Here is a 16565-nt window from a genome sequence, read left to right on the forward strand (position 1 = left end):
CTTCGGCATCCACGTGCAACCCACATCGCAGTTACCGCGACCAGCGGGCCCAGATCGCGGTGGGGAGCAGCAGGCCGCGGCGTTCCTCGCGCACCGCGAGCTCGCCGGCCTCGACCTTGCCGGGCAGGCCGGCCATTGCCTGGCGCATCAGTTCGCCGATCGCGAGCGCCGACATGCGCACTGCATAGACGGTGAGGAAGCAGAAGCGCGATTCGGCGTCGAGCAGCCGGCTGCAATCGCCGATCAGGCCGGGCAGGCCCTCTTCGAGTTTCCACACCTCGCCTTCGGGGCCGCGGCCATATTTGGGCGGATCGAGCAATATGCCGTCATAGCGGCGGCCGCGCCGGACCTCGCGCGCGGTGAATTTGGCGGCGTCGTCGATGATCCAGCGCACGGGACGGTCCGCCAGCCCCGACAGGGTGGCGTTGCGGCGCCCGGCCTCGACCGATTTCTTCGATGCGTCGACATGCACCATCTCACCGCCGCGCGCGGCCATGGCGAGCGTGCCGACGCCGGTATAGCCGAACAGGTTCATGATCGCGGGGCTGGGCAGATCGCCGGTCCGATCGCGCATCCACGACCAGACCGGGCTCATATCGGGAAAGAAGCCGAGATGGCGGAACGGCGTGCAATGCGCGGTGAAGCGAACTTCGTCCCAGCCCAGCGTCCAGCCTTCGCGCGGCACCGGTTTCGTGAATTCCCAGCGGCCGCCGCCATCCTCATCCGATCCGGGCACGAATTCGCCATCGGCATCCCAATCGTCCGACGCGGGCGCCCACATCGCCTGCGGCTCCGGCCGGATGAAGCGATAGCGGCCGTAGCGCTCCAGCTTGCGGCCATGACCGCAGTCGATCAGGCCGTAATCGGCCCAGGGTTCGGCGATCAGGGTCTCGAGCGTCATCCCCGTGGCGTGGCGCGCTCGGCGATATAGCCGGTCACGGCGTCCATCGTTGCAGGCAGCACCGCGAACCGCTCCTCGCGTTCGAACAGATTGGCGATGCGCGCGGGCAGGGGCGGGCGGACGCCGGTCGCACGCTCGACCGCATCGGGGAATTTGGCGGGATGCGCGGTCGCCAGCGTGACGATCGGCACGTCCGGCGCCAGATCCTCGGCGCGCGCGGCAGCCGCGAGGCCGACGGCGCTGTGGGGATCGATCACCTGGCCGGCACGCTCGCACGCCCAGCGCATCGCCATCTGCATGTCGTCACCCTCGACGCGCGCGCTGGCGAAGAGCGCGGTCGCACCCTCGCGCTGGCGGTCGGTGAGCGTGATCGCGCGATGGGTTTCGAATTCGCGCATCGATTCGGCGAGTTCGAAGGCGTTGCGGCCATTGAGGTCGAACAGCAGCCGCTCGAAATTGGAGCTGACCTGGATGTCCATCGACGGCGTCGCGGTGGGCACGACGGTGCCCTGCGAATAATCGCCCGCCGAAAGCGCGCGATGGAGGATGTCGTTGACGTTGGTGGCGACGATCAGCCGCGCCACCGGCAGGCCCATTTTCGCGGCGACATAGCCGGCGAAGACATCGCCGAAATTGCCCGTCGGCACCGAGAAAGCGACGGGGCGGTGCGGCGCGCCCAGGCGCGCGGCGGCGTAGAAATAATAGACCACCTGCGCCATCAGCCGCGCCCAGTTGATCGAATTGACCGCGGACAGCGCAAAGCGCCCGGAGAAGTCGGGATCGGCGAACATCGCCTTCACCATCGCCTGGGCCTGGTCGAAGTCGCCCTGGATCGCGATGTTGTGGACGTTGGGCGCGAGCACCGTCGTCATCTGCCGACGCTGGACGTCGGACACGCGGCCATCGGGATGGAGCATGAAGATGTCGACCTTGGCGCGGCCGGCCAATGCGTCGATCGCCGCCGAGCCGGTATCGCCCGAGGTTGCGCCGACGACGGTCAGATGGGTGTCGCGATTGGTCAGGAAGCGTTCGAAGAGCAGGCCGAGCAGCTGGAGCGCGACATCCTTGAAGGCCAATGTGGGGCCATGGAACAGTTCGAGCAGCCAGTGGCGATGATCGAGCTGGATCAGCGGGGTGACTGCGTCATGCTCGAATCGGCCATAGGCCTGGGTGCACAGCGTCCGCAGCGCATCCTCGTCCAGCGCATCGCCGACAAAGGGCTTCATGACGCGGACGGCGGTCTCGACATAGGAGAGGCCGGCGAGGCCCGCTATCTCTTCATGCGACAGCGACGGCCATTTCTCCGGGACGTACAGTCCTCCGTCGGTGGCGAGCCCGGCGAGCGTGACGCTCTCGAAATCGAGCGCAGGTGCGCTCCCCCTGGTGCTGATATATCGCATGACCGCGCGGCCTTAGCGGCGCGCGCCCGGGCGCGCAACCAAGCTCACTCGGCAGATGTTCGCCGCCGCCGCCTCAGCGCCAGCCAGTAGATGATTCCCGCCACCGCGGCGAACAGGAACCATTGCACCGCATAGGCCAGATGGTTGTTCGGAATGTCCTCGGGATTGGGCGGCTGGCTGGGTTCGAGGCCGGGCGCCGGCGTCGCGGAGATCAGGCGGATGACGTGCTTGCTGTCGGGCGCGATCACCCCGGTGACCTCGCCGCCGCGCCATGCCGGATCCGCGCTGTCGCGCGACCAGCCCATATCGACCTGCATGCCGGGCCCTTCGGCCCCGCCGGTCCGGCATGCCGCGATATGCGACCAGCCCGCCTCGCCCTTCAGATTGCGGCCGGCGCTGGCGGTCCAGCCGCCGACCGACAGGCAGAAGCCCGTCGCGCGCCGGAAGAGCGGCGCATCCTTCGCCATCGGCACCACCGGCCAGGCGATCGGCGGTTGCGTCGCGGCGCCGGCATATTGCGCGAGCAGCCCGTTCTTCCAATGCGCGCGCTGGAGCTGCCAGACGCCCAGGCCGATCATGACCGCGATCGCGGCGGCGACGATGAGCGTGGGAAGGAGGGGAAGCCGCTTCATTCGACCAGCCGGCCTTCACGCGCGCGGTTGCGATATTCGAGCGTCACGAGCGCAGCCTTGGCGATGCGGAGCAGGCCGATCACCAGCGCCAGCGTCAGCGGCACCCAGAGCAGGATATGGACCCAGAAGGGCGGCTCGATGCTGAGCTGGAGCGTGACCGCGCCGATCGTGACGATCGCGCCGACGATCATGATGAGGAAAGCCGCCGGCCCGTCGCCGACATTGAACTGGGCAAGATCGAGGCTGCAGTTCCGGCAGGCGGGCGCGAACTTCACCCAGCCTGAAAACAGTGTCTTCGCGCCGCAGCGCGGACAAAGGCCCCCGAGCGCGGCATGCGCGGGGTCGGGGGCCTTGTAGGTCATCGGATCAGCCGTGGACCGGCGCACCCCAGCCGCCCCAGACATAGACGGCGACGAAGAGGAACAGCCAGACGACGTCGACGAAGTGCCAGTACCAGGCGGCGGCTTCGAAGCCGAAATGCTGGCGCGGCGTGAAGTCGCCGCGATAGGCGCGGACCAGGCAGACGATCAGGAAGATCGTGCCGATCAGCACGTGGAAGCCGTGGAAGCCCGTCGCCATGTAGAAGGCCGAGCTATAGGTGCTGCCGCCGAAGCCGAAGGGCGCATGCGCGTATTCATAGGCCTGGATGGCGGAGAACAGCGTGCCCAGCAGGATGGTGAACCACAGGCCCTTTTTCAGCCCTTCGCGGTCGCCATGGATCAGCGCGTGGTGCGCCCAGGTGACGGTGGTGCCCGAGCAGAGCAGGATCAGCGTGTTGAGCAGCGGCAGTTCGAAGGCGTTGAGGACTTCGAGGCCCTTGGGCGGCCATTGGCCGATGCCGGTCGCCATGACTTCGACCGCGCCTTCGACATATTGGATCGGCCGCGGGAAGAGCGAGAAATCGAACCAGGCCCAGAACCAGCCGACGAAGAACATCACTTCGGACGCGATGAACATGATCATGCCGTAGCGCAGATGGAGCTGCACGACCGGGGTATGATCGCCGGAATGGGCTTCCTTGATCACGTCCGACCACCAGGAGAACATCGTGAACAGCACGCCCGCAAGGCCGGCCAGGAACACCCAGCCGCCGCCCGCCACATCATGCATCCACATGATGCCGCCGGCCGCCATGGCCAGCGCCGAGAACGAGCCGATGATCGGCCACGGACTCGGTGCCAGAATGTGATAGTCGTGGTTCTTCGCTCCAGCCATTTGGCGTGTCCCTTACCCTTGTTGGCTTTTCCCTAACCTCAACCTTTTTCCGGGTCCACCGGGAAGAAGGTGTAGGAGAGAGTGATTTCTTTGATATCGTTGGCGTCCGGATCGTCGAGGATCTTGGGATCCACGAAGAAGATCACGGGCATGCGGACCTGCTGGCCCGGCTCGAGCGTCTGCTGAGAGAAGCAGAAACATTCGATCTTGGTGAAATATTTGCCCGCCTGGGTCGGGCTGACATTGTAGCTGGCGATGCCGGTCACCGGCTTGTCGGAGAGATTCTTCGCCGAATAGAACGCCATGTCGCGCGCGCCGATCGTGATCGTCTCGACATGCTTTTCGGGCTCGAAGCTCCAGGGCAGCGAGGGCGCGTGATTCGCGTCGAAGCGGATCGAGATGGTCTTGCCCGCGACCGGGGTCGGCAGGGCGCCGGCCTCCGCACGCTGCGTCGTTCCGCCGAAACCGGTCACCTGGCAGAACAGGCGATAGAGCGGCACCGATGCATAGCCCAGGCACACCATGCCGGTGACGAGCATCGCCATCGACAGCGCCGTCCGGCGCTTGCCGCGCTCGAGCGCGCCCGTTGCCGCCACGCCGCTCATGCGCCGGCCAGTTTCGCGATGGTGATCGCATAGATCAGCACGACGAAGCCGACGAGCAGCAGCCCCATGACGATCGCACGCGATTTCTGCCGCTTGCGGATGAGATCCTGTTCCTCGGGCGTCATGACAGCCAATGGTCGGCGACCAGCGCGCCGAAGATCAGGAAGAGGTACAGGATCGACCATGCGAACAATGCCTTTTCGGGCTTCATCGCGTCGCCGGTGTCGCTTGCGCGAAATCCGACGATCGCGGCGCGGATCAGGAACCAGGCGGTGAGCACGATCGCCGAAACGCCGTAGATCGGGCCGGCCAGGCCGAGCGGCCAGGGCGCGATCACCGCGGCGGCCATCGGCAGGCTGTAGAGGAAGATCTGGCGGCGCGTCGTCTTTTCGCCCGCGACGACGGGCAGCATCGGAATGCCGGCGGCGGCGTAATCGATGCGCACCCACAAGGCGAGCGCCCAGAAATGCGGCGGCGTCCACAGGAAGATCATGAGGAACAGCAAAGCGGGCATCGCCGAGACGTCGCCGGTGACCGCCGCCCAGCCGATCAACGGCGGAAACGCGCCAGCGGCGCCGCCGATCACGATATTCTGCGGCGTGCGCGGCTTCAGCCACATCGTATAGACGATGACGTAGAACAGGATGGAGGCGGCCAGGATGCCGGCGGCGAGCCAGTTGGTCGCGACCCCCATCAGGATCACCGAAAAGAAGGAGAGGCCGACGCCGAAATGGAGCGCCGACTGGCGATCCATGCGCCCGGCGGGCAGCGGACGCTGTTGGGTCCGCTTCATCTTGGCGTCGATATCGGCTTCATACCATTGGTTGAGCGCGCCCGCCGCACCCGCGCCCAGCGCGATGCAGAGAATCGCGGTGAAGCCGATCACCGGATGGATATGGCCCGGCGCGACGAGCAGGCCGCACAGGCCGGTGAACACCACGAGGCGCATCACCGAAGGCTTGGTGAGCGCCAGAAAATCCCGCCAATCGGCCGGAATCGGAGTGGAGAACGAGGTCGCCGGGGTCATTTCAGCGCGCCTATAGGCCGAAGGCGCCTTTGAGAAAAGGGTGAAGGGACGATTCGCGCGGCGGGACGATCGATGATCGAGGGCCCGAGGGGTAATCCGGGCCTTGCTCTCAACCAGGCGCGGCTCAGAAATCGGCCGCCATCGACACGCTCAGCCGGCGCTGCCCGTTGGGGACGAAGACCGCCGAGGCATTGGTCCGCCAGCCGAAATTGTTGAACACATTGCCCAGCCGGGCGACGATGCTGGCGGGTGCGCCCGCCAGCTTGAAGCGATAGCGCCCCGACAGGTCGAGCACCGATCGCGCGGGGATCGACAGGCGGTTGTCGGCGCTGGCCATGCGGGCGCCGACGCTGGTGACGGTCGCGCCCACCGAAAATGCCTTTGCCCATGGCAGCTCATATTCGCCGCTGACGATGGTGAGCCGGCTGGTCTGGCCGACCGGCTTGCGGCCGATGATGCCCGCGCGCACTTCCTCGCCCGTCACCCGCGGATCGAGGAACAATGTGCCCGCGACGAGATACAGCCCCTGTACGGGCGAGCCGGTGAGCGACATCTCGATCCCGCGCTGGCGGAAATCGCCGAGCCGGCGATAAACGCGCACCGGATCGAGGTTGAAATAGGGCTTGCGCACGTCGAACACGCCGGCGACCAGCCGGAAATTGCCGGAAAAGGCGTAGCGCAGGCCGGCGTCGATCTGCCGGGTGCGCAAAGCCGGCGACGCGGCATTGCGGTTCACCGCATTGTTGGGCGCGACGCCGCCTTCCTCGAGCCCCTGGGTATAGCTGCCATAGGCCGCCAGCCTGCCGGTGATCCGGATGGCCGCGGCCATATTGGCAAGCCAGGGCGAATCCTTGCCCTCCACCGGCAATGCCGTGTCGGGCGCGACGGTCTCCTTGCGGTAGAATGCCTTTTGCAGCCCGGCGCTGAGCTCGATGCGATCGAACAGCCGCCCTTCATAAGCGAGCGCGCCGGTCAACTGGCGGACATGATCGCGCGTCTTGGGTCCGAACGAGACGGTGGGTTCGGGCAGCGGATCGGGAATGCCGATGCGCGAGACGCCGAGGTCGGTCAGCGCCGCGCCGCCATAGCGCCGATGCTGGTCGCGGGCACGGACGACGAGGTGGACGCGGTGCGGCGCACGATCGGAACCGAAATCGTGAGTCAGCCTGAATTCGCCCGACATCGATGCGAAGCGCGTATCCTGTTCCTGCACCATCACGCGGTTCGCGGTTCCGTCGCGCTGGGTGTCGAGGAACAGGTCGGCATAATTCTCGTCGATGGTGAAGACCGAACGAAAGGCCCCGACCCTGATAACGGTCCGCCCGAGATCGAGCCTGGCGAGCGCGCCGAAGGTCGCGCCGACATTGCGATTGTCCGCCCATGATTGGCCGTAGAAGTGGGCGCGCTTGATCCGCGGCGGCAGATAATCGCCCGCGACGAAGATCGATGGCTGGGCTTCGCCAGCCCATGACCAGCTTCCGCTGCCGAAGACGGTGAGTTCGAACCGGTCGCTGGGCGTCCAGCGCGGCATGATCGCGACATTGGCATAGCCCGAGGCGGCGCCATAGCCGTCATCGGTGTTGTTGAGCGTACCGCCGGCGACCAGGCTCAGGCGATCCGGCCGCAATGGCAGTTGGAGATCGGCCTCGATACCGTAGGAACGGAACGGCCCCACGCTTGCAAGCAGGCTGCGCACCGGCTTGTCGCCCGCGCGGACGAGCGCATAATCGACGATGCCGGTCGGCGCCGGCAGCGGATAGCTCTGCGCCGAGATGCCGATGCGGATCGTCGCGGCGCTGATCAGATGGCTGACCGGTTCGACCTGCTGATCGAAATAGAGCCCGTCGATCCGCGCATTGCCGGCATCGATCGCGCTGAAGCCGCGCGCTTCGTTCGGCGTGTAGAGGCCGATATTCTCGTTGCCGATCGTCGTTCCGAACGCATCCTCGGCGCCGCGCACCGCATTGTCGTCGGCGCGTTGCGCGGACGCGGCGCCGGCAAAGGCCAGTGCGGCGATCGGCGCACATATGCAGGCTGCAATTCTGGACATTCGTGGCGCTCCGCTCCCCTGACGATGGAGTGAAAGCGGAACGGCGTGATCATATGCGTCACCGCGGCGTCACCGCGGCGTCAAATCGATCCCGGATGGCGATTTATTGCGCTCTACCCAAGGGCGGGAGCCCGAGCTTCGCGCGTTCGGCGTCGACGTAGAGCGCGAGCCGGCGGTCGATCGCGGCGAAGCGTGGATCGTTCGCCAGCGATCCGAAGACCGCGCTTCTGGCGAGCGGCCGATAGGGAATGGCCAGCAACTGATCCGGCATGTCCCGCGCCATCCGCTCGAGCACATCGAGCGCGCCCGAACGATCGCCCGCCAGCGTGGCCACGACCGCTTGCTCGAGACGCTGGATATGCAGCCCGGCGCGCTTTTGCCGGTTGCGCTCGGCCTGTGCGCGGATCCTGAGCAGCATTGCGCGCGCATCGGCGATCCGTCCGGCATTCCGCATGGCGACGGCGATCGCCCCGGCCTCGACGGGCTGGAGGGTTTCACCCGACCGGTAGCGCGCGACGCTGCCGAACCGCTGGTCGAACAGGTCGAGCAGCAATTGGCCATGCCCATTGGCCACCAGCGCGTCGTTGACGTCCCATAGCCCGGAGCCCGCCTGCCAGAAGGTCGCGGCATTGGCGCGGACCTGCTTCGCCAGATCGTCGTACCGGCGGCTGACGCTCAGCCGGCCGAGCCAGTCGCCGGCTTCGAGCTCGGCAAAGGCGGGGCCGGTTTCGCCCAGGATGGCGAGCTGCGATGCGGATTTGAAATGGCTCTGCCGGTCCTCCGGCGCCAGTTCGACCATGCGGCGGGCATGGCGCACGGCATCGGCCAGCCGCCCGTCGATCTGGGCGCGCACGAGTCCGAGCTGGGCCTTGGCACGCGCGTCGTTGGAAAGCGCGAAGAAGCGCTGCACGGCCGGCGCGATCTCATGATCCAGGCCGGCGTCCGACAGGGCAGCGATGAGATGTTCGTAGCTGAGGCCCCAAAGCGGGTCGATCGCGACCGCGCGGCGGAAGGCGGCGATGCCCTCGTCCGTCCGCCCGACGGTGGTGAGCGCCTGGCCGAGCCAGCGATGGAATTCGGCGCGCTGGGGGTCGAGTGCGACGGCGCGGCGATAATGCGGGAGCGAGGCGGCATCGCTGTGCGTGAGCAGGCCGAGCGCCGCCTGGGCTTCCGCCAGTTCGGGATCGATCCGCGCGGCGAGCGTCGCTTCGCGGCGGGCCTCTGCTTCCGCAGCGGCATATTCGCGCCGTCCATAGGTTGTGGGATGCCGCGATTGAAGGATCAGGACCTGCGCCAGCAGCGCATGGAGCGGGGCATGATCCGGCTGCATGGCGATGCCCTCGCGCAGCGTGCGCTCCGCCGCGGCGAGCGGCGCCGCGCGGCGATCGCGGATCAGTGCGCGCGCAGCGAGATAGCGATCATAGACCTGGGGAAGCGGCGGGGGCCGGTGGGGTGCGGTCATCTGGGCATATGAGCGCCCGAACCGTTCCGCCACCGCGGCGGCGATGTCGCTTTGCAGGGCGAATGCGGCGCCGATGCGCCGGTCGAAGCGATCCGACCAGAGCACCGAACGATCCGATACGCGGATCAGGCGGACGATGACGCGCAACTGGTCGCCTTCGCGCTGGACGCTGCCCTCGAGCAGATGGGTGATGCCGAGCTGTCCGGCGCGGCGCGGGACGTCGCCATCCCCGACCAGCTGATCCGCGGTGAAGCGGCCGACGATGCGTATGCCGGGCAAGCCGGCCAGCCGGTTCTGCACCTCCTCGCCGATCGCGCCGGTGAGCGGCGAGGGCGCGCCCGAAAGCTGCTGGAACGGGATGACCGCGATCACCGGGGAAGATGCCTGGGCCGGCGTGCGCAGCAGGAAGAACCATGAAGCGGCGGCCGCGCACAGCATGACCAGCGCCAGGCCGATCGCCCATGCCCATCGTCGCGGCAGGCCGGCCGGCACCGGTATTGCGGAGACCGGAGGCCCCGATGCACCGGACTGCGGCACAGACGAGGGCGCGAGCCGCAGACGCTCGTAAAGTGCGCGGGTCTCTTCGGCCGGCGCCGCATCCATCTCGTCGGCGAGCCAGTGGGCGAAGGCCTGGTAGCGGCGGTGGAGCTGTGCGGAATCGCCATTGGCGGCATCGGCCCGCAGCGCCACCCGAACCAGACATTCGTCATGCGGGGCCAGTCGCAGGGTCTGGTCGACGATATCGCGGGCGAGCGCCCCCCGGCCCTCTGCCAGCGCCGATTCCGCCCGCTGCACCCCGATCCTGGCCAGACTATCGGTCAGGTGCGGCCGTTCCTGACGCAACCACGCATCGAGCTCGTCCGAAATCCCGTCGAGTCCGCCAAGCAATGGCGTGCGCATGAGCGCCAGTTGCGCAGCGAGCTCGCCGGCATCCGCCTGTCCGGCCGTGGCGATGTCGTGCGCGACCGCGCCCGGCGCGAGCATGATGCGATCCTGGTCCGTGAGGATCGCATCGTTGCCGATCGCCGTCCGCAATTCGTACACGACCTGACGCAGGCTGGCGCGCCCCTGCTCGTCGGGTCGGTCCGCCCACAGGACATCGACGATGCGCTGGCGCGCGAGCCCCCCGGGCTCGAGCGCCAGCAGTGCCAGCAGTGCGCGCGATTTGCGGGTGCGCAGGGGAAAGGGGTGCCGGTCCTCTCCGAAAAGGGCGACATCGCCGGCGAGGCGCAGATAGAATCGATGGGGTTTCGCGCGAGGCGTCTCCAGGCTTTCGTTCGGACGATCGAAGGCTGCGCTCATCGGTGTCAGTCTATCAGCGGCTTGCGATTGCGCCAGCCTCGCACGGCGGGGCGGCCACGGCGCGCCTCAAACCTCCGCCCGGTTCCGGGGCCTCCGGACCCTAGTGTCGATTCGGTTCGGCTCCGGATTTTCCCTTGCTTGCCGCGATTCCCAAGTCGTTCGATGATTCCATCGAACTACAAATCGCTCTAAGGCGCAGGAAATAGAGAATCGACGCTTCGATGACGACGAGAAGGAGCGCAGCCCCAAACCCGGCAAGGGCCCGATCGCGTCCATGTCCCGGCAGATAATGGCCCAGGATCACGAAGGTCGTGTTCCATATCAGGCAGCCGAGTGACGTGGCCGCCAGGAAAGTTCGCGGTTCAAGCCGGAGGACGCCCGCCGGCAGCGGCAGATAGATGCGAACCATCGGCGTGATCTGCCCCATCAATGTCACCCGGAAATGATTTTGCCGATAAATCTGTGTCAGGCGATCATAGGCGCCGGGCCTCAGGAATATGTAGCGTCCGAAACGCGAGACTGTCGCCCTGGCGCGGCGTGGACCCAGCAGCCGACCGAGCGCGTACCAGCACAGCGCGCCGGCGACCGACCCCAGCGTGGCGGCGGCGATCGTCAGCGCAAGCATCGTTCCATCGCGCGCGGCGATGCCGAGAAACATGAGCAGGACGTAGGAGGGAAGCACCGGCACCAGCTTTTCGACTATGGCCAGGCAGCAAATCCCGCCAAGACCAAACCCCAGCAGCCAGGTGGCCAGATCCATGTTCGCCATGCGGGTTCCTGTCAGGCGAGTGCGGCGTGGCGTCTCGCGATCCGGTAGACGGAAGCTGGCGGCAGGTTGCGCACTGTCTTGCCGATGCGGACGGCCTCGAGGCCGAGCGGATCGAGAACCGCGTCCGAAACCGGGCAACCCCGATGATAGGTGATCTGGAAAAACGCTCCGTCGGGCCGCAGCAATCTGAAGGCGCCTTCGAGAATGGCGGCGATCTTCGCCGTCGACATCATCGAGAGACCCAGGCCGCTGACGACCGCGCCGATCGAATCCTGCTTCAATGTCGACACGTCTCCGAGCCGGGCCGCATCCATTTGCAGGATCCGGGCCTCAGGGAAACGGCATTGCAGGATTCGCGCGAAGTCCAGGCCATGTTCGACGAGAACGAGATCCCGTTCGGATACCCCGCGTTCAAGCAGCGCACGGGTGAACGGCCCTGTCCCAGGGCCCAATTCGACGACCGGACCCGTATTCGCACCGATTTCCTGTGTGACCAGCGCGGCGAGGGCCGGGCCGGATGGTGCGATCGCCGCCACGCGCAATGGATTGCGCAGCCATGAAACCAGGAAGGGCAATGCATCGGAAATGGGCATTCCGGACTCCGTTGAACGTCCGACAGAGAATGGCTGCCGGAAAACATATATCGCATCCGGGCATTGAGGCAGCCTGTCATGGCTTTGCTCCGATACCGGTGCCACGTGTCCGGGCGTTTCCCGCTGAACGGCCGACAAGCGGCTCGGTCAACGGCTTTCGCCAGGACCAGCATTCGATCGAATTGTCCAGGAGGTCCTGGAAGGCGCGGATTGGCTGCATCCGCCCCCCAAACAAAAACGCCCCGGTTTTCACCGGGGCGCTTTCGTTTTGCCGTTTCGCTGCGGTCAGTCGACCTTGGGCAGCGTCTCGAACTGGTGGTAGGGCGGCGGGCTGGACAGCGTCCATTCCAGCGTCGTCGCGCCTTCGCCCCAGGGATTGCCGACCGCCTTCTTGCCGGCTGCGAGCGAGATGATGACGTTCAGGAAGAACACCACCATGCCGGCCAGCATCAGCGTGTAGCCATAGGCGCTGGCGATATGGTTCCAGTGCTCGAACGCCGCCGGATAGTCCGGATAGCGGCGCGGCATGCCCTGGAGGCCCAGGAAGTGCATCGGGAAGAACAGGACGTTCACGCCGACGAAGAACAGCCAGAAATGCACCTGGCCCAGGAACTCGTTGTAGTTCTTGCCCCACATCTTGGCGAACCAATAGTAGAAGCCGGCGAACAGCGAGAACACGGCGCCCAGCGAGAGCACATAGTGGAAGTGCGCGACGACGTAGTAGGTGTCGTGCATATAGTTGTCGATGCCGCCATTGGCGAGCAGCACGCCGGTGACGCCGCCGACGGTGAACATGAAGATGAAGCCCAGCGACCACATCATCGGCGTCTTGAAGCTCAGCGAGCCGCCCCACATGGTGGCGATCCACGAGAAGATCTTGATGCCGGTCGGCACCGCGATCACCATCGTCGCCGCGGTGAAGTACATCTTCATGTTCACGGTGAGGCCCACGGTGAACATGTGGTGCGCCCACACGACGAAGCCGACCACGCCGATCGCGACCATGGCATAGGCCATGCCGAGATAGCCGAAGACGGGCTTTTTCGAGAAGGTCGCGACGATCTGGCTGACGATGCCGAAGCCCGGCAGGATCATGATGTACACTTCGGGGTGGCCGAAGAACCAGAACAGGTGCTGGTAAAGCAGCGGATCGCCGCCGCCGGCCGCGTCGAAGAAGGTCGTGCCGAAGTTACGGTCGGTCAGCAGCATCGTGATCGCCGCGGCGAGCACGGGCAGCGCGAGCAGCAGCAGGAAGGCGGTGACGAGCACCGACCACACGAACAGCGGCATCTTGTGCAGCGTCATGCCCGGTGCGCGCATGTTGAAGATGGTGGTGATGAAGTTGATCGCGCCCAGGATCGAGCTGGCGCCCGCAAGGTGGAGCGACAGGATCGCCATGTCGACCGCCGGACCCGCCGAGCCCGAGGTCGAGAGCGGCGCATAGACCGTCCAGCCGGTGCCGGCGCCGAGGCCGGTGCCGCCCGAGACGAAGGTCGAACCGAGCAACAGGCTGAACGCGGGAACGAGCAGCCAGAAGCTGATATTGTTCATCCGCGGAAAGGCCATGTCGGGCGCGCCGATCATGATCGGCACGAACCAGTTGCCGAAGCCGCCGATCATCGCCGGCATGACCATGAAGAAGACCATGATGAGACCGTGGGCGGTGATCAGCACGTTCCACAGATGGTTCGCCTGATCGGCGGTGGCGCCAGGCCCTTCGAGCGTCGCCGCCCAGGACTGGAGATACTGGACGCCGGGTTCGGCAAGCTCGAGCCGCATCAGGCCCGAAATGCCGCCGCCGATGATACCCGCGATGATCGCGAAGATCAGGTACAGCGTGCCGATGTCCTTGTGGTTCGTCGACATGAACCAGCGGGCGAAGAAGCCCGGCTTGTGATCGGCGTCGTGATGATGGTCATGCGCGTGCGCGTCGTGAAACTCGGCAGGCGTTGCAGCGATATCGGTCATGAGTTCAGCTTCCGGTGGCCGCGGCAGCGGCATTGGTGGCGTTCGCGGCGGGAGCGGCCTCCGCGGCGTTGCTCGCGGCGGCGGCGTTCGTGGCATTGGCCGCGTTCGCGGCCTCGGCGGCTGCCGCCGCTTCCTCTGCTGCCTTTTCGGCTGGCATCTTGCCCCCCTTGGTCTTGACCCAGACGGCGAACTGCTCGGGCGAGACCGCCTCGACCGCGATCGGCATATAGGCGTGACGCGCACCGCAGAGTTCGGAGCACTGGCCGTAATAGACGCCGGGCTTGTCGATGGTGAAGGTCACTTCGTTGGTCCGGCCCGGAACCGCGTCCATCTTGATCCAGAAGGCGGGGACCGCCCAGCTGTGGATCACGTCGTTGGCGGTCACCAGCACCTTGATCGGCACGCCGACGGGCAGGATGACGCGGTTGTCGGCGGCGAGCAGCGCAGGTTCGCCGCGCTTCTTCGCTTCGTCGGCCGGCAGCATGTTCGCGGTCAGCTCGATGCCATGGTCGGGATATTCATAGCCCCAATACCATTGGTTGCCGATCGCTTTGAGCGTCACGGCTTCCTTCGGCGCCGGCTTGTACTGGCGCGCCAGCAGGCTGATCGACGGGATCGCGATGCCGACAAGGATCAGCACCGGGAACAGCGTCCAGATCACCTCGATAAAGGTGTTGTGCGTGGTCTTGGACGGCACCGGATTCGCCTTGGCGCGATAGCGTACCGACACCCACAGCATCAGCAGGAGCACGAACAGCGAGATGACGAACATGACGGGCACGAGGATATAGTCGTGCATCCAGAGCGCTTCGCCGCCCAGCGTGGTCACCTGCGGCTGAATGCCGAAGGCGCCATCGACCGGCTGGCCGATGCCGTCGACGGGCTTCGCCATCGGAAAGGCGGGCGCGGCCTCGGCGGCGTTGGCCGCCGGCGTCGCGGCATTGCCGGCGGCTGCCGACGTCGCCGCATTCTCAGCAGCGGCACCGGCCTCGGCATTGGCGGCGGGAGCCGTCACAGCCGGAGCGGGCGCCGGCTGCTGCGCCTGCGCCGCTGCTGGCGCGAGCGCCATGCAAAGTGCGGCCAGGGCTGTCTTCAGCATGTTCATAGGCGTCTCGATCTCACTTGTCCCCTGGGGGACCGGGCGCGCCGATTCCTCGGAACAGCCGGTCATTTTGGGGCGGCTTATAGGCACGGTGTTCGCGCGCCTCAAGCATGCGTGACGATTTATTGACCCCGTTGCCGCCCGCGCGGCAGCCACTATAAGGCGCCCCGCATCGAAACCCTGGGGCACAGGCATGACCGACGACGAGATTCTGGCGGAATTCCGCGCTGCAGACGCATTGCTCGAGGGGCATTTCATCCTCTCGTCCGGTCTGCGCAGTTCACGCTATCTGCAATGCGCGCGCGTATTGATGGATCCGATGCGCGGCGCGCGGCTGGCTTCGGCGCTGGTCGCGCGCATGCCGCGCGACATCCGGTCTTCGGTCGAGATGGTGGTTTCGCCCGCAATGGGCGGGGTGATCGCCGGGCATGAGATGGGCCGCGCATTGGGCGTTGAGGCGGTTTTCCTCGAACGGCCCGAGGGTATTTTCGAGCTTCGCCGTGGCTTTCGGTTGAAGCCGGGGCAGAAAGTGCTGATGATGGAGGATGTGGTCACGACCGGCCTGTCTTCGCGCGAGGCAATCGAGGCGATCGGCGAAGCGGGCGGCGAAGTGATCGCCGCAGCCGCCTTGGTCGATCGCTCGGGCGGCGCGGCGCAATTCGACGTGCCCTTCTTCCCGTTGCTGACGCTCGCGGTGCCGACCTACGCGCCCGACGAATTGCCGCCCGAACTGGAAGCGATCCCGGCGATCAAGCCGGGCAGCCGCAAGGAAGCGGCGTGAATCTCCGGCTCGGCGTCAACATCGATCATGTCGCGACGATCCGGAACGCGCGCGGCGGCGCGCATCCCGATCCGGTCAAGGCGGCGCTGATCGCCGCCGAATCGGGCGCCGACGGCATCACCGCGCATCTGCGCGAGGATCGGCGCCACATCACCGACGCCGATATCGACGCGCTGATGGGGGCGCTGACCATTCCGCTCAACCTGGAGATGGCGGCGACCGAGGAAATGCTCGAGATCGCGCTGCGCCACCGGCCGCACGCGGCCTGCATCGTACCCGAACGGCGCGAGGAGCGGACGACCGAAGGCGGGCTCGACGTCGCCGGGCAGGACAATCACCTCAAGCCCTTTATCGAGCGACTTTCCGCCGCGAACATCCGCGTCAGCCTGTTCATCGAGCCCGATCCGCGCCAGATCGAGGCGGCGATCCGGCTGAAGGCGCCGGTCGTCGAGTTCCACACCGGGCGCTACGCGCATCTCGACGGTGACGCGCAGATGCAGGAATTGCGCCGTATCGCCGATGCCGCGGCGCTTGCCGCGAAGAACGGCATCGAGCCGCATGCAGGGCATGGCCTGACCTTCGACAATGTCTCACCGGTCGCGGCGATCCCGCAGCTCGCCGAGCTCAATATCGGCCATTTCCTGATCGGCGAAGCGATCTTCACCGGGCTCGACGCGAGCGTGACCAGGATGCGCGAGCTGATGGATCTGGCGCGGTGAAGCGCGAAGCTCCATCCTTCTCGTCTGCGGAACGGAGGA

Annotated in this window: 16 protein-coding genes; 2 read left to right on the plus strand and 14 right to left on the minus strand. The window is 66.4% G+C overall.

The genetic code is table 11. The features are described from left to right. Positions 1 to 31: 31 nt before the first annotated feature. The 14 genes from AC3WN8_RS25940 to coxB all read right to left on the minus strand — a co-directional run bounded on the left by AC3WN8_RS25940 (position 32) and on the right by coxB (position 15029). Complete coding sequence (locus AC3WN8_RS25940; RefSeq protein ID WP_492672404.1) at positions 32 to 901, minus strand: class I SAM-dependent rRNA methyltransferase; 870 nt, start codon at positions 899 to 901, stop codon at positions 32 to 34. Then, entirely contained in the window at positions 898 to 2301 is a 1404-nt protein-coding gene (gene thrC, locus AC3WN8_RS25945) for a threonine synthase (RefSeq protein WP_492672405.1), read from the minus strand. The genes AC3WN8_RS25940 and thrC overlap by 4 nt, the downstream gene beginning before the upstream one ends. Before the next feature lie 44 nt (positions 2302 to 2345). Next, on the minus strand, positions 2346 to 2933 hold the full coding sequence (locus AC3WN8_RS25950) for an SURF1 family protein (RefSeq protein ID WP_492672406.1): 588 nt from the start codon (positions 2931 to 2933) through the stop codon (positions 2346 to 2348). After that, complete coding sequence (locus AC3WN8_RS25955) at positions 2930 to 3295, minus strand: DUF983 domain-containing protein (RefSeq protein WP_492672407.1); 366 nt, start codon at positions 3293 to 3295, stop codon at positions 2930 to 2932. The genes AC3WN8_RS25950 and AC3WN8_RS25955 overlap by 4 nt, the downstream gene beginning before the upstream one ends. A gap of 4 nt (positions 3296 to 3299) precedes the next feature. Beyond that, complete coding sequence (locus tag AC3WN8_RS25960; RefSeq protein ID WP_492672408.1) at positions 3300 to 4148, minus strand: cytochrome c oxidase subunit 3; 849 nt, start codon at positions 4146 to 4148, stop codon at positions 3300 to 3302. A 38-nt stretch (positions 4149 to 4186) separates the two neighbouring features. Beyond that, positions 4187 to 4753: a cytochrome c oxidase assembly protein gene (locus tag AC3WN8_RS25965; RefSeq protein ID WP_492672409.1), complete on the minus strand. Its 567-nt coding sequence runs from the start codon at positions 4751 to 4753 to the stop codon at positions 4187 to 4189. After that, positions 4750 to 4878 (minus strand): cytochrome c oxidase system small membrane protein, encoded by a 129-nt coding sequence (locus AC3WN8_RS25970; RefSeq protein ID WP_492672410.1) that lies wholly within the window; start codon positions 4876 to 4878, stop codon positions 4750 to 4752. The genes AC3WN8_RS25965 and AC3WN8_RS25970 overlap by 4 nt, the downstream gene beginning before the upstream one ends. Next, on the minus strand, positions 4875 to 5780 hold the full coding sequence (locus AC3WN8_RS25975) for a heme o synthase (RefSeq protein WP_492672411.1): 906 nt from the start codon (positions 5778 to 5780) through the stop codon (positions 4875 to 4877). Before AC3WN8_RS25975 ends, AC3WN8_RS25970 begins: the two co-directional genes overlap by 4 nt. Positions 5781 to 5904: 124 nt before the next feature. Then, complete coding sequence (locus AC3WN8_RS25980; protein WP_492672412.1) at positions 5905 to 7830, minus strand: TonB-dependent receptor; 1926 nt, start codon at positions 7828 to 7830, stop codon at positions 5905 to 5907. Positions 7831 to 7933: 103 nt separating this feature from the next. Further along, positions 7934 to 10594: a BTAD domain-containing putative transcriptional regulator gene (locus AC3WN8_RS25985; RefSeq protein ID WP_492672413.1), complete on the minus strand. Its 2661-nt coding sequence runs from the start codon at positions 10592 to 10594 to the stop codon at positions 7934 to 7936. A gap of 100 nt (positions 10595 to 10694) precedes the next feature. After that, positions 10695 to 11363, minus strand: coding sequence for a DedA family protein (locus tag AC3WN8_RS25990; protein WP_492672414.1), 669 nt, complete (start codon positions 11361 to 11363; stop codon positions 10695 to 10697). An 11-nt stretch (positions 11364 to 11374) separates the two neighbouring features. Continuing rightward, entirely contained in the window at positions 11375 to 11899 is a 525-nt protein-coding gene (locus AC3WN8_RS25995) for a class I SAM-dependent methyltransferase (RefSeq protein ID WP_492672415.1), read from the minus strand. Between the two features lie 342 nt (positions 11900 to 12241). Further along, complete coding sequence (gene ctaD / locus AC3WN8_RS26000; RefSeq protein ID WP_492672416.1) at positions 12242 to 13924, minus strand: cytochrome c oxidase subunit I; 1683 nt, start codon at positions 13922 to 13924, stop codon at positions 12242 to 12244. A 4-nt stretch (positions 13925 to 13928) separates the two neighbouring features. After that, a complete protein-coding gene (coxB, locus tag AC3WN8_RS26005) occupies positions 13929 to 15029 on the minus strand; it encodes a cytochrome c oxidase subunit II (RefSeq protein WP_492672417.1) in 1101 nt (366 codons plus the stop codon). 190 nt (positions 15030 to 15219) lie between these two features. Here coxB and pyrE point away from each other — a divergent pair, with 190 nt between their 5' ends. Next, complete coding sequence (pyrE, locus tag AC3WN8_RS26010) at positions 15220 to 15807, plus strand: orotate phosphoribosyltransferase (protein ID WP_492672418.1); 588 nt, start codon at positions 15220 to 15222, stop codon at positions 15805 to 15807. Beyond that, positions 15804 to 16526: a pyridoxine 5'-phosphate synthase gene (locus AC3WN8_RS26015; protein WP_492672419.1), complete on the plus strand. Its 723-nt coding sequence runs from the start codon at positions 15804 to 15806 to the stop codon at positions 16524 to 16526. The genes pyrE and AC3WN8_RS26015 overlap by 4 nt, the downstream gene beginning before the upstream one ends. Positions 16527 to 16565 lie beyond the last annotated feature (39 nt).

This window comes from Sphingobium sp. FW305-3-2-15-F-TSA7 (assembly GCF_058787155.1).

Bases quoted from the DNA above. Each gene is read 5' to 3' on its own strand.
- AC3WN8_RS25940 (WP_492672404.1), bottom strand. From the start codon at position 901: ATGACGCTCGAGACCCTGATCGCCGAACCCTGGGCCGATTACGGCCTG.
- thrC (WP_492672405.1), bottom strand. From the start codon at position 2,301: ATGCGATATATCAGCACCAGGGGGAGCGCACCTGCGCTCGATTTCGAG.
- AC3WN8_RS25950 (WP_492672406.1), bottom strand. From the start codon at position 2,933: ATGAAGCGGCTTCCCCTCCTTCCCACGCTCATCGTCGCCGCCGCGATC.
- AC3WN8_RS25955 (WP_492672407.1), bottom strand. From the start codon at position 3,295: ATGACCTACAAGGCCCCCGACCCCGCGCATGCCGCGCTCGGGGGCCTT.
- AC3WN8_RS25960 (WP_492672408.1), bottom strand. From the start codon at position 4,148: ATGGCTGGAGCGAAGAACCACGACTATCACATTCTGGCACCGAGTCCG.
- AC3WN8_RS25965 (WP_492672409.1), bottom strand. From the start codon at position 4,753: ATGAGCGGCGTGGCGGCAACGGGCGCGCTCGAGCGCGGCAAGCGCCGG.
- AC3WN8_RS25970 (WP_492672410.1), bottom strand. From the start codon at position 4,878: ATGACGCCCGAGGAACAGGATCTCATCCGCAAGCGGCAGAAATCGCGT.
- AC3WN8_RS25975 (WP_492672411.1), bottom strand. From the start codon at position 5,780: ATGACCCCGGCGACCTCGTTCTCCACTCCGATTCCGGCCGATTGGCGG.
- AC3WN8_RS25980 (WP_492672412.1), bottom strand. From the start codon at position 7,830: ATGTCCAGAATTGCAGCCTGCATATGTGCGCCGATCGCCGCACTGGCC.
- AC3WN8_RS25985 (WP_492672413.1), bottom strand. From the start codon at position 10,594: ATGAGCGCAGCCTTCGATCGTCCGAACGAAAGCCTGGAGACGCCTCGC.
- AC3WN8_RS25990 (WP_492672414.1), bottom strand. From the start codon at position 11,363: ATGGCGAACATGGATCTGGCCACCTGGCTGCTGGGGTTTGGTCTTGGC.
- ctaD (WP_492672416.1), bottom strand. From the start codon at position 13,924: ATGACCGATATCGCTGCAACGCCTGCCGAGTTTCACGACGCGCACGCG.
- coxB (WP_492672417.1), bottom strand. From the start codon at position 15,029: ATGAACATGCTGAAGACAGCCCTGGCCGCACTTTGCATGGCGCTCGCG.
- pyrE (WP_492672418.1), top strand. From the start codon at position 15,220: ATGACCGACGACGAGATTCTGGCGGAATTCCGCGCTGCAGACGCATTG.